The sequence below is a fragment of the Paenibacillus sp. B-A-8 genome, assembly GCF_048572915.1.
GTDB lineage: Bacteria > Bacillota > Bacilli > Paenibacillales > Paenibacillaceae > Paenibacillus_AQ.
Genome location: NZ_CP183882.1, coordinates 5,851,531 through 5,864,033 on the forward strand (window position 1 = coordinate 5,851,531; position 12,503 = coordinate 5,864,033).

At 43.9% G+C, this 12,503-nt stretch carries 11 protein-coding genes; 2 read left to right on the forward strand and 9 right to left on the reverse strand.

Going from position 1 to position 12,503, the window contains the following annotated elements:
• Nucleotides 1-45 precede the first annotated feature (45 nt).
• The 8 genes from ACN6MV_RS26400 to ACN6MV_RS26435 form a co-directional block, all read right to left on the reverse strand.
• Nucleotides 46-390, reverse strand: a complete 345-nt coding sequence (locus tag ACN6MV_RS26400; RefSeq protein ID WP_042130904.1) for a thioredoxin family protein — start codon at nucleotides 388-390, stop codon at nucleotides 46-48.
• A gap of 78 nt (nucleotides 391-468) precedes the next feature.
• On the reverse strand, nucleotides 469-2,097 hold the full coding sequence (locus ACN6MV_RS26405; RefSeq protein ID WP_042130905.1) for a putative polysaccharide biosynthesis protein: 1,629 nt from the start codon (nucleotides 2,095-2,097) through the stop codon (nucleotides 469-471).
• A gap of 27 nt (nucleotides 2,098-2,124) precedes the next feature.
• The gene (locus tag ACN6MV_RS26410) at nucleotides 2,125-2,610 is read right to left on the reverse strand and encodes a DUF456 domain-containing protein (RefSeq protein ID WP_042130906.1); all 486 of its coding nucleotides are present in this window, start codon (nucleotides 2,608-2,610) and stop codon (nucleotides 2,125-2,127) included.
• Between the two features lie 61 nt (nucleotides 2,611-2,671).
• Entirely contained in the window at nucleotides 2,672-3,439 is a 768-nt protein-coding gene (locus ACN6MV_RS26415) for a Cof-type HAD-IIB family hydrolase (protein ID WP_042130907.1), read from the reverse strand.
• Between the two features lie 77 nt (nucleotides 3,440-3,516).
• Complete coding sequence (locus ACN6MV_RS26420) at nucleotides 3,517-5,622, reverse strand: peptidoglycan D,D-transpeptidase FtsI family protein (RefSeq protein ID WP_052414731.1); 2,106 nt, start codon at nucleotides 5,620-5,622, stop codon at nucleotides 3,517-3,519.
• 134 nt (nucleotides 5,623-5,756) lie between these two features.
• The gene (locus ACN6MV_RS26425; protein WP_052414732.1) at nucleotides 5,757-7,832 is read right to left on the reverse strand and encodes a peptidoglycan D,D-transpeptidase FtsI family protein; all 2,076 of its coding nucleotides are present in this window, start codon (nucleotides 7,830-7,832) and stop codon (nucleotides 5,757-5,759) included.
• 266 nt (nucleotides 7,833-8,098) lie between these two features.
• Complete coding sequence (locus tag ACN6MV_RS26430) at nucleotides 8,099-9,244, reverse strand: transglutaminase domain-containing protein (RefSeq protein WP_419885210.1); 1,146 nt, start codon at nucleotides 9,242-9,244, stop codon at nucleotides 8,099-8,101.
• A gap of 62 nt (nucleotides 9,245-9,306) precedes the next feature.
• Nucleotides 9,307-9,744, reverse strand: a complete 438-nt coding sequence (locus tag ACN6MV_RS26435) for a hypothetical protein (protein ID WP_042130909.1) — start codon at nucleotides 9,742-9,744, stop codon at nucleotides 9,307-9,309.
• A 270-nt stretch (nucleotides 9,745-10,014) separates the two neighbouring features.
• Between ACN6MV_RS26435 and ACN6MV_RS26440 the strand changes: the two genes are divergently transcribed.
• Together ACN6MV_RS26440 and ACN6MV_RS26445 are read left to right on the forward strand one after the other, a co-directional pair.
• Nucleotides 10,015-11,199: an MFS transporter gene (locus ACN6MV_RS26440; RefSeq protein ID WP_042130910.1), complete on the forward strand. Its 1,185-nt coding sequence runs from the start codon at nucleotides 10,015-10,017 to the stop codon at nucleotides 11,197-11,199.
• Nucleotides 11,200-11,331: 132 nt separating this feature from the next.
• Nucleotides 11,332-11,679 carry a DNA primase gene (locus ACN6MV_RS26445; protein ID WP_042130911.1) on the forward strand — a complete coding sequence of 116 codons (348 nt, stop codon included), beginning with the start codon at nucleotides 11,332-11,334 and terminating at the stop codon, nucleotides 11,677-11,679.
• A gap of 183 nt (nucleotides 11,680-11,862) precedes the next feature.
• Here ACN6MV_RS26445 and ACN6MV_RS26450 read toward each other — a convergent pair whose 3' ends face one another.
• Nucleotides 11,863-12,486, reverse strand: coding sequence for an SCO family protein (locus ACN6MV_RS26450; RefSeq protein ID WP_231573923.1), 624 nt, complete (start codon nucleotides 12,484-12,486; stop codon nucleotides 11,863-11,865).
• Nucleotides 12,487-12,503: the final 17 nt, after the last annotated feature.

The window sequence follows — 12,503 nt, forward strand, 5'->3', positions numbered from 1 at the left end:
ACCACCGCTTTTGCTCAAACAGGCGAAAGCGGTGGTTTTCCGGAATTACTGTTGAAGACTTTGATGCACTTGAACCGCTTTATCCAGGAAATTCTCAATTTCCTCGCGGGATTTACGTAATTTATTAACGAATCTAACCAATTCACGTCCATCGGAATACGCGACGAAGCTTGGAATCCCCATAATATTTTGTTCCTGACTAACATCACCTACAGCATCAACGTCAACCTCAACCAGCGTTAAACGATCTGCATAGGCTTGCTCTACCTCAGGGATAAAAGGATCGATAAACTTACAATCCGAGCACCAGTCCGCCTTGAAGATGGCTACTGTTAAGCGTGGAGATTGAATGGCTACCTGAAATTCACCAGGAGAACTTATTTTGTCCATAGTTTGTTCCGTCCTTTCTTCCATATCTGTCAAATTTCTATTCTTTAAGTGAAGCAAAATGTCATGCAGAAGTCAAACCTATTCTCTCATACGAACACGCGCAGGCTGTAATTTCATCAGCGGATTCAACAATTTTTGCAGTGCACGCGGATAACTGGAGATTTCCTGTTTAGTAAGCACGCCCAGTACAATTAGCAATACCAGGTAAATAACAACAACTGCAGCCCCTACAACAAGACAAGTGATCAGAAACGCCAGACGTGCAGGCATTAGATCCGTTAACAGAATTCCAGCTTGGTTCAAACCAAAACCAATACCTCCGGACACAAGAACCGCAATTCCAAAGCCGCCCCACCGTTTACCCATAATTTCGAAAGGTACAATGGATTTTAGCATTCGTAAATTAAGAATAGTAATGACTACGAAACAAAGTGCTGTTGCGCCGATAATCCCGTATATTCCAAATACCTTACTTAGTAAGAAGCTTGCTACTAATTTAACAATAATACCCACTAGCACATAATACATTGAAATGCGTGATTTGCCCATACCGAGCAAGATGGAGTTCGTTGTCATCATGGTGATCTGAAAGATCGTTCCAATCGTAAGCATCGCCACAATTCCGCTTCCGTCCAAGCTGCTGAACAATAACCCGTTTACAGAATAGGCTGCTGCCACAAGTGCCAACACAATTGGCATCCCTGTCAGAATAGAAATCCGCAAAGCAAGTGTAATTTGCTTCTTCAAGTGTCCCTCATCACGACGGGCATAAGCAGCTGAAATGATCGGAATCAGCGAGGTACCTAGCGCAATGGCTAGAACCGGTGGAATTCCGGCCACACTTTGAGCACGCGTGGTTAGTATACCCAAAGCTGCTGTTGCACTCTCTCTACCCATCTGATCAATAAGCAACGGTACAGCCAAAGAAGTATCAATTACATTCACTACTGGAATCGTAAGTGAGGAGAGCACGATCGGAATCGATAGTGTGAAAATATCTTTGTAAATTCCCCAAATCGGCAATTTTTGAGTGGTATTGTAATTTAAACCTTGCTGTTTATCCTCTCGGCGCAGCTTGATTGCAAAATAAATCATGACACCAAATGCTGCAATACTACCAATTACGCTACCGAAGGATGCTCCCGCAGCTATAGTTGTATTGTTATATCCCTGCTGTAATAGAATATAAGCTAGTAAAATAGCGACTAGTACGCGAGCGAACTGCTCTACGATCTGTGAAATACCACCAGCCATCATATTGTTACGCCCTTGAAAATATCCACGCATCATGGCAATTGCCGGAAAAAGTAAAAGCGCAGGTGCAATAGCCCTAACTGCCATCGCTGATTCAGGTACATCAGCAATATGTGTCGCATAGAACGGAGCGCCTATGTACAGCAAGGCAGTCATGATTACCCCTGCTGCTACTGAAAACAGCAATGCTGCATGATACACTTGTCTCGCCTCTTCAGGACGATTCAGAGCGTACCGCTCGGAGACCATTTTACTGAGCGTACTTGGAATACCTGCTGTAGCCACGGTGAGCAGCATTAAATAGATATTGTTCGATACCCCAAATGATGCTCTCCCCACATCATCAAAAATATGATCCAGCGGCACCCGCTGAACAAGCCCGAGTACCCTTGCCACCAAAGCTGCTGCAGCAAGGATAAGCGTGCCTTTTACGAAAGACTCTTTCTTGGACAAACCATTTCCCCTTCTTCACTGTTAAAATTAAAACCGGACGACCCAAATAAAAAAGAGGACGACCATAATAATTTGTAGCACAATTTTGACAACAGTACTACTAAACAACCCAAGTATTGATCCTACACTTACTTTGGCAGCTTTAGCTGGTGAAGAACCCACGATCAATTCTCCTATAAAGGCACCCAAAAACGGACCAATAATAAGTCCAAAGGCTGGAATTACAAATGGACCAAGGATTAGCCCAATCGTACTTCCGATAATGGATGAACGTGAGCCGCCAAATTTCTTAACGCCCCACGCCCCTACAACATAATCAGCAATAAATAGTACTACAACGATCAGCGTTTGAATGATCCAGAACCAAACACCAAAAGGCTCGAAAGAGAAGAACCAGCCATATACGAAAAAGCCAAGATAAATCGCTAGTGCACCTGGCAATATCGGATACACAGCCCCGGCCAGTCCTACGGCGAATAAAGCAATAATAAGAATCCAACCCAGGATCGTCAATACTTAACCCCCTAATAGCAAATATGCTCTATGGATTCACTTCGAATATAGCAATTCTTTATTATTGGCTGCCTAAAGAGGTTACCACTTCATTAAAAATATACTTTTGGACAACTTCAGCGATACCATCATTATTATTAGAAGCCACCACAGCGTCAGCCTCTTCTTTAACCGTCTCCTGAGCGTTGCCCATAGCGACCCCAAGCCCTGCCTGCTGAATCGCCGCAAGGTCGTTGAGGCTATCGCCAACTGCTATAACTTGGGACATTTCTAGCCCGAGCAGCTTACAGACTTCCTTGATTCCGGTCGCCTTATTCACACCTAGAGGATTAATCTCTAGATTATGCGGGGAGGAGTTCGTAATCTCCAGTCCACCCATATCTTGAAGGCGAAGCAGCAGCTTATGACGAAGCTCATCATCTTCGGTGTGATAACCGAATTTAAGCCATTCTCTGCCCGTTACATCCCCATCCCAGTTATCCTGTTTATGAACCTTTTCCGTAGAATAGGCCCAGAACCAAATGTCATCTTCCTTCGCAAGTTCATACATCTGTTTTACTAGCATAGGGTCCATCAGCGACCGGCGATAAATTTCGTGCGGCGCTCGCCACACCTCACTGCCATTCACAGTAATCATTGGTGTTCCTAGTCCAAGCTGTTCTGCATATGGAAATGCACTTGTAAAAGCCCGGCCTGTCGACAGACAGACATGAACGCCTGCGTCGACCGCCTTTTGAAGCCATTCCACCGTTGTAGGTGTAATAATTTGTTCATCATTCAGTAAGGTTCCATCCATATCCAAAGCAAGCAGGCGGTATTTGGCAGTCATTGCCACCCCTCCATTCTTGTATGCTCTCTAAAGAGCAGCTGTTTATTTTTTATTCCATATTCACCTTAGGGTCAGAGTTATTCGGTACCTGTAGCCGTTCCCTCCTTCGCAGGGTCATTGACATTATTACCTGACTGAAGGCTCTTCTTCGGAACACCATCAAGCCCGTATTCCCAATCATAAGCATCGAAAATTTTGCGTGCTACAGGCGCAGCACTTTGGGAACCAAAGCCACCCTCAGGAATGACTACGGCCACTGCCAGCTTAGGGTTATTACGTGGAGCATAAGCAATAAATACACCATTATCGCGAATTTGACCCTTAGCCACTTGCTGTGATGTTCCTGTCTTACGAGCAAAATCATAAGGGAAATCAGAAAAAGCACTAACTTCGCTTCGCATACCCTGTTGTATTTCTTTCCAATAGGATTTATCGAAGGCTGTTACTTCATCCAGTACCTCACGACCGAACTCCTTGACTACTTTTCCATCAGCATCTGTAATCTTGCTAACGAGTTGAGGTTTGATCCGCTGTCCTTCGTTAGCAAGTGTAGCTACGTATTGCGCAAGCTGCAACACTGTATAACTACCTTGTTGACCGAAAGAAGCATATACAAGTGCCGCTTGTGCACTACCCGCAGCCTCTATATTGGTATAGTTAATCTGTCCTAAGAATTCATTTGGCAGACCACTTCCCGTGGATACACCAAGACCAAACTCTTTCATATACTTATCCCAGACATCTATCCCCTTACTCTTATACTTCTCATATAATCTTTTACCGACCATATCAACCATGAACGCATTCGAGGACTTCTCAATCGCTCTTGCAGGGTCCATAGAACCGTAGACATGTCCTCCAGAGTTTCTTACCTTGGTTTCATGACCTGTTTTACCAAAAGTCGCAAAGCCTTTATCTGAGTAGTAGGTTGAAGGTGTAAATAGACCTTCATTCAGACCCACGAGTACACTTAACGGTTTAATAGTTGAACCTAGAAGCAGCACTGATCTTAGTCCATTCCCTGAAGTTCCTGAAGAAATCGGGTTAATGGTACCGTTCTGGTAGTTGTCCATAATACTGTTCCAGACATCTGTAGATAAGGAGCCTGATGTCCAAATATTCGTATCGTAGTCCGGCATACTCGCCATACTGACGATATTTCCCGTATCGACTTCCATCGCCACAGCGTAACCCGTTAATGCATTAGGATGCGTTTTACCCTGTACAGGATTGGAATGCAGCCACTTAATCTGATCCATAATGGCCTGCTCTGTCTTCATCTGGATATTCTTATTAATCGTTGTCCAAACGTCGTTACCTTTCACAGGAGGGACAACTCGTTCGACTTTCTCAGCCATATTCTGTGGATTTACAGAAATTTCTTGATACCCATTTTGTCCCCGAAGCTCTCTCTGATACTGTAGCTCCAGACCGTCAAATCCGACAAATTCATCATCTTTGTACGTTAGTCCTGGCTCTGGATTGTTCTTCATAGCATTTAAGATATTCTTATAAATATTAAGGCTGTTTGCTGATTTAAAAGGCTTGATATACCCTATCGTCTGTACGGCAACCGTATCTTTATCGTAATGACGAATGCTTTCCTCGACAATTTCAAGACCCGGATATTCACCCTTATGTTCCATGAAATAGGCTACTTCCTGAGTAGTCAGATCAGCCTTAATCCGCCGTGCCATAAAGCCGAGTGATTTGCGGAAATATAAATCCAGCGCTTCAATAACATCTTCTTCTGTCATCTTTTCAGCATTTGGATCGCCATATTTATTGAAATCAGCTACCAGCTTCGCCGCCAATGCATCTGACTTGGCTTTAGCTTCCGGGGTCAACGTAGTTTTACCGGTAATTTTATCTGTTTGTTTCGCGGTATACTCCTTATTGAGTGTAATATACAGCGATTGTACCGGCGTAGAGTACGCTAACTTCTCACCTTCAGCAGCATAAATTACACCTCTCATGGATGCAAGAGGTACATTTTTGGTATCTCTGCTTGTCTCCACTTCGGTTAAAGTCGGGCCTTCCACGAACTGCAACACAGCCAGGCGTATAATAATTACGCAAAATATAACGAACGTGCTAAAGAAAAACACGTTGAGTCGCAGGCCTATGGAACTTTTACTGCTGGTCTCATCTGGAGGTGAGGCCTGCTTACGGAAAAAACTCACAGTATATTTCTCTCCTTTTTCTCTAAAATATAAGAAACTATAAGTTTCACGTTATACATTATCCTTATATTTTTCGCATAAACGCTTACCGTCCTTTAGGGACGCCGAAGGCGTTTTTATTTGAAATAAGCCTGTTATTCTTGAATGGGTTCTGTCACAGGAGTTACATTCTTTTTTGGCACACCATCGAGCCCGTACTCCCAATCGTAGGCGTCAAAAATCTTTCGAGCCACCGGAGCAGCGCTGTTGGAGCCAAAGCCGCCTTCAGGTATAACAACCGCTACGGCCAGCTTCGGATTTTCTCGCGGGGCAAAGGCAATAAACACCCCATTATCGCGGTTTATATTTTTTCTGTCTGTTTTTTCAGAGGTACCTGTCTTACGTGCAAAATCATAAGGAAAATCATCAAAGGCACTAACTTTACTACTCATCCCCTGTTTGATCTCTTTCCAGTAGGATTTGTTAAACGTTACCTTATTAAGCACTTCTCTTTGAAATTCCTTAACCACCTTACCTTGCGCATCCGTAATCTTACTAACGAGCTGAGGCTTAATACGCACCCCTTCATTAGCAAGGGTAGCTGCATACTGGGCAAGCTGTAGTGTAGTATAGCTGCCTTGTTGGCCAAAAGAAGCATAGATCAGAGCAGCCTGCGAACTGCCTGCGGCCTTAAGATCAGTGTAGTTAATCTGGCCCGGTGATTCACCTGGGAGTCCACTTTTCGTAGATACACCCAATCCGAACTCTTTCATATATTCGTCCCAAACCTCAATGCCTTTATCCCCCGGATATTTCTTGTAAAGCTGTTTGCCCACCATATCGACCATAAATACGTTAGAGGAATCTGTAATCGCCTTTGCTGGACGTAGTGAACCATATACGTGACCCGATGAATTTCTTACGGAAGATTTATTATCCTTACCGAAATAGGTAATGCCCACATCTGTGTAAGTTGTTGATGTATTAAAAAAACCTTCGTTCAAACCAATTAACACACTTAATGGCTTAATCGTAGATCCCATAAACACAAGTGAACTAAAATCATGACCTGATCTACCAGACGAATTTGAAGTAATTGTACCGTTTAGATGGTTATTCATGATTTTATTCCAAACAGTAGTTGGTAAGGAATCTTTGGTCCACACATTCGAATCGTAATCCGGCATGCTTGCCATAGCGACGATATTTCCAGTCTCCACTTCCATTGCTACGGCGTATCCTGTTAAAGCATCCGGATGTGTCTCACCTTGAACAGCATTGGCATGTAGCCATTTGATCTGATCCAATATAGCTTGTTCTGTCTTCATCTGGATCTTCTTATTAATGGTCATCCAAATATTATTACCTTTTACAGGAGCAACGTTCTGTTCAACCTTCTCAGCCATATTCTGAGGGGTTATCGAAATGACCTGATAACCATTTTCTCCTCGCAGCTCTCGTTGATACTGCATTTCCAGACCGTCAAATCCCACGTATTCTTCTGCTTTATACATAAGGCCAGGCGAAGCATCTTTTTTCATAGCACTACGAATATTCTTGTATAGCGCTATGTCTTCAGTCGATTTGAAAGGCTTCCCAAAGCCGACCGTTTGAACCGCCACCGTGTCTTTATCGTAATGACGAAGACTTTCCTCCACGATGCTAAGTCCCGGATAATCGTCCTTATGCTCCATGAAATAGGCTATTTCTTTTGGAACTAATCCAGTCTTAATTCGCCGCGGTACATACCCTAAATATTTCTTGAAATCTAAATCTAATAAATCCAAGATATCTTTCTGAGTAAGCTTAGGTGCATTGGGATCTCCATATTTAGCAAAATCAGCCGCAAGTCTTGCCGCAAGCGCATTAGACTTGTTCTTCGCCTTCTCCGTAAATGAGGATTCCCCTGTTACTTTATCTGTTGTTCTAGCTGTGTAATCCTTAGTTAATGTAAGGTAAAGTGATTCCGTAGGTGTTGAAAAGGCAATCTGCTCTCCTTCGGCAGCAAAAATAATCCCACGCAACGCTGCGAGCGGAACAATTTTCGTTTCCCGATTCGTTTCTTCTTCAGACAACAGTGCTCCCTCAGTAAATTGCAAACCTGCAAGACGAACAATAATAATGCAAAAAACAAAAAAAGTGCCAAAGAAAAAAATATTCAGTCTCAGACCTACAGAATTTCTTGAAGATATCCCGTCCTTAGGCGGGGGCAGCTTACCAAACAAGCTCACCAGCTTTCTCCCCTTCTACAAGCATAAACGCCTTCTTCATCTTTATAAGGATGGTAAGTGTTTAAGCGAGAAATATAAGACATAAAGTATAGCGTAAACCTTATACTTTCTTATATTTAATGTCTGACACACCGTTACCTGCGACATTGCTCTCATGATGAAGGTGATTTCTAAGCTGCTTATTGTAAGCATAACACTCGCATTTAAGGTAGAGCTGTTGTAACTTGAGTTTATTGTACCACACCCAAGGAGTTCAGCGCCCTCACTCAGAGGGCGTTCTCCCTTATATGAGTTTCATCAAAGTCCTTCGGATTGAACCAATCTCCACTGCTCGCCCAAGTCGGATCCAATGGGATCCACGCTTGCCGATCACTTATATATACTTCATTCCAAGCATGTGCACCATAACCGCCACGTCCGTCATACCCTTGGCCTGTTACAACCCGTACTTGTAAGCCCTGTGAACGGGCCATCACTGCGTACAATCGGGCATAGTCTATACACACCCCTTGCCGAGTGTCGAATGTATCCTGTGGTGTCTGTTCATGCCAGACCTTGTTTTGCAAATAATTATCAGCTTTGGCATAATCGTAAGTTACACGCGAACCTACCCAATCATAGAGAAGTCTGGCTTTTTTTTCTTCGCCCTGTGCTTGTCCAGCAATGTCTTCTGCTGCTCCTATAATATCCTGAGGAATTTCGTGATCAATAACCTCATATTTTCTGCGAAGAATATCATTCATCTCAGCTGCAACGGTCTTCGTCAGGATAGGGAGCTTCTTCTGCACGGTCTCCCCAACAATAGGTTCAAATACAGCGGCAGCACTTTGACTATAGATTGGAGATGACTCCACATAACGACTAAACCCACTCTCTGGATTTAATCCGACACAGATAAAAAGAGCAAGAACAATTACCAGACTACGAGTTAAGCCGATAATTAATCCAACAATTGCTCCTCCCATTCGGCTTACTTGCGTAATCTTTCTATCTTTAAATTTCTTAGTACGCCGTAATTGCGGAAAAGGAAGCAACATGGATAACAATCCCAGGAGCATACGAATCAACATATAAGAAATCAGGAGTAACAGCAGAAACCGAACTAGCGGGGATTCCGATAGCACAGACACCGCCGTATAATAAATTTGCTGCCACTGGGCAAGCTTCGTATCAGGCAAACTAATCCCCGACGCCCAATTCTCTACATAAGGATTCAGGTAAGCCGCAGCTGGGATAGCTAGTACCAAAGATACTATAGTAAATAATCCTGTTCCCAGCAGTCCAAATAATCTTCCGGTGGCACTTGAGAAGCCTCTGCTCCAGCCTTGCAATAGTGAGAAGACTACAACCAGCAGGAGGGCGATGGAGATGATATTAGCATCACTCACACTAGCCATCCATCCGTTTATCATATCCGCTCACTCCTTTCAGTCGCCTGCTTGCTCGGCTGTTATATTTTTTGAGTTCAAGCCTATCACTTATGTTTTTGGGCTTCCTCGATAAATGTTTTTGTCGTATCTGTAACACTCCACTTCCCAAGACTAACGCCACGGAAAGTAACCTCTACTTTATCTTCACCCGCTGCGCCCTTCACTTCAATATTTGGGGTTGTGATCGTAAATGTCCCATCTCCATTTGAAGTATACTTCGCATCCTGCGCTTCTTTAAGCATAACCTCTTGCGCTTCCTTCTTTAGCGTACTTACTGTTCCATCCGCCACCTTATTCACAGCGTTACCAATTTGGTCCATTGTAACACCACTATAGATGAATAAACCTACAACGATAACAATGACAATCGCCCATTTCAGAACGGTTTTGACCAAATTAACAACCGCAAACAGCAGGACAAGCGCAATAACAATAACTAGCCAATTTTCCCTTATAAACTGTGACCATACCTCTGGATCCATCAACCTCACAACACCCCTATCACCTAATTTCGTCCTAAGGATTCTCACTTCCCATAGACATAACGCCAATATTAATTATTATACATGAATGCCCATCATAATTCATGGTTCCACCCTCCGCGAAAGGTATACCCTACTAAACGATTTAAAAAAGCGGTATAAGCCCTCTCTGTCCCACGTAAAGTACAAGTAGTGCTTTAATTTTGTTCTTCATTATTAAGCCGTCCTGCGTTAACTTGTGCTGTAGGTGGCTCTTGGAGGTGTTTCCCTGTGAAAACTGCGCTGTGGCTATACTTATTTCTCTTTCTGGCTTTCTTCGATTTACATGCTCAGTATCCTGTCCTTACACCCTTTGCCATCTCTCTTGGTGCGGGACCCACCTTTATTGGCTGGATGATGGGCATGTACTCATTGACCCACCTTCCCGGCAATCTACTTGCAGGCGTACTCGTCGATCGCAACGGTTCCCGCCGCTACATCGTCTTCAGCCTTGTCGCTGCGGGAGCTATTTTACTGCTGCAGGCTCATGTGCAGCTTCCATGGCATCTGCTAATGCTAAGAGCAGCGAGTGGATTCGTCCTCGCCTTCCTCTCTCCAGCATGTATGACACTGCTGGCTTCATTGTCATCGGATGCCACAGAGCAAGGTAAATATATGTCCGGACATGGTATCGTTCATACTTTAGCTTCAGTTGTATCCCCTGCAGCGGGAGCTTTTATTGTAGCAAAAGCCGGCTACTCTGGCACCTTCACCACACTTGGATGGCTGCTTATCGCAACAGGAGTCATGGCTTTTTTCAGTGTACCTGCGCCTTCAAGACGTACATTAAGCCCGCTAAGCACAGCGCAGTCACCAAAAATCCCTGCTAAACCTTCTATTCCGGCGAAAGATGATGATCTCGTATCCAAACGTTATTACCTATTACCTTTTTTCGTTTCCTGTTCACAAGGCGTGCTCTTTTTCGAGCTCCCACTGTCTCAAACAGGCAGTAACAGCATTCTTTCCACAGGCATCCTACTGTCACTCCTTAGTTTAGGTGCTTTGGTAACGCTCAGCATGCTCTTCCTGAACCGTCTTTCTCCGGGAGGAAGAATTGCAGCGGCATTATTGGGAATGGCCATCTGCTTCTTTGCACTCGCTTCATTCCACACCATTCCGACTGCCGCTATTCTCTTTATGCTTGGTGCGGCTAAAGGAGTGTTGTTCCCTGCAATGGCATCACTTTTTATTAGTCTAGGCGGCCCTGGTCGAATGGGTCGGACCTTCTCCTTGCAGTCGATTGCCATGTCACTTGGTGCATTCGCTGGACCCGTAGCCGCCGGACAGCTAAGGGGATTCGTTTCACCTTACTTCATAGCCTTTCTACTGCTCATGGTCGCGTTGCTTCTGCTTCCGCCTAACAATACAGGGAAACTATCTGACCTCACTTCCAAATGGAACGGGCGAGCCGCATGATTCTTTGTTTTTACGACATTTCCCGGGGAATGAAGACTTTCCTGCAGAAACGGTTGTTAAAAATGACGATCCTTCGGTAAACTATAATGAGTCTGAAGCTTGGGGCCCATTTCCGGAGGTGATTTTCAGTTAATGTCCATTACGATTATTGTCGAAGGCAAAAACGATCGTAGCAGATTACGGCGTGTGCTGGTACCGGAAGTAGAAATCCTATGTACCTTTGGCACATTAAATACACTTAAATTAGAGTCCCTTCGGCAACAAGTAGGGGATGGAGAAGTGTACCTTTATCTGGATAACGACTCTTCTGGCAAAAAAATACGCAGTGTTCTCCGTGATGCTTTCCCCGATGCCGGTCACATCTATACTCGTCGCGGATATGCTGGGGTGGAGGGTACGCCCGATGAATACAATATCACTCAGCTTGAGAAAGCTGGATTGGAAGATTTCATCATCTATCCTGAACCCCTTCCTTTTTAAGCTGAAACAAGCATAAACGCTTATCGTCCTTATAAGGACGATAAGCGTTTATACGAGAAATATTAAGGATTCTATATAGCGTGAAACTTATATTTTCTTATATTTCATTAAAAAAACGCCTTCTTCGTTATCCCTTCCAAAAAGGGGGATTCGAAAAAGGCGTCTTTGGTGTATCGGTATGTTCTATTCCCGAGCCAATTCCTTCAGCTGAGCCGCAAGAAATTCAGGAGTTACGGTCTCCGTATCACCTGCGTCATACAATGCACGAAGACGATTGTCTCGGTCAACTAACGCTATACGGTTGGCATGTACGAAATTTTCTTTGGAATTCCCCGCGATTAGTACTTTAAAAGAATCAGTCGCCAGCTTACGAACTTCTTCCTGATCTCCCCGCAAGAAATACCATCCATCATAATTGGCCTGAAAACGGTCCGCAAACGTCTTAATAGCTTCCCGAGTATCATTCTTCGGATCAAAAGAGATAGAGACAAACTCCGTATCTTTACCAAAGCTGCCATCCTCAACCAAAATCTTCTGTGTCTGAGATAACAAAAACGTAGTTATAGGACATACATCCGGACACTGAGTAAAAAAGAAGTATACCAACCGTGCTTTACCTTGTGTATCAGCCAGAGTAATCTGGTCTCCATTCACATTTTCAAGAGAAAAGTCCTGTACTTCTCCGATTACTGGCAGTTTTTCTTTTCCTAAATTCAAAGAGTTAACTGCCAGATAACCAGCCATAATCAAAGCAAGTAATAGCAGAAGCCAAGTCCATTTATAACGCTTAAAGGTCTGCACGGACACGTATACCCTCCCTCTTC

Bases quoted from the DNA above. Each gene is read 5' to 3' on its own strand.
- ACN6MV_RS26400 (WP_042130904.1), bottom strand. From the start codon at position 390: ATGGACAAAATAAGTTCTCCTGGTGAATTTCAGGTAGCCATTCAATCT.
- ACN6MV_RS26415 (WP_042130907.1), bottom strand. From the start codon at position 3,439: ATGACTGCCAAATACCGCCTGCTTGCTTTGGATATGGATGGAACCTTA.
- ACN6MV_RS26430 (WP_419885210.1), bottom strand. From the start codon at position 9,244: ATGATAAACGGATGGATGGCTAGTGTGAGTGATGCTAATATCATCTCC.
- ACN6MV_RS26445 (WP_042130911.1), top strand. From the start codon at position 11,332: ATGTCCATTACGATTATTGTCGAAGGCAAAAACGATCGTAGCAGATTA.
- ACN6MV_RS26435 (WP_042130909.1), bottom strand. From the start codon at position 9,744: ATGGATCCAGAGGTATGGTCACAGTTTATAAGGGAAAATTGGCTAGTT.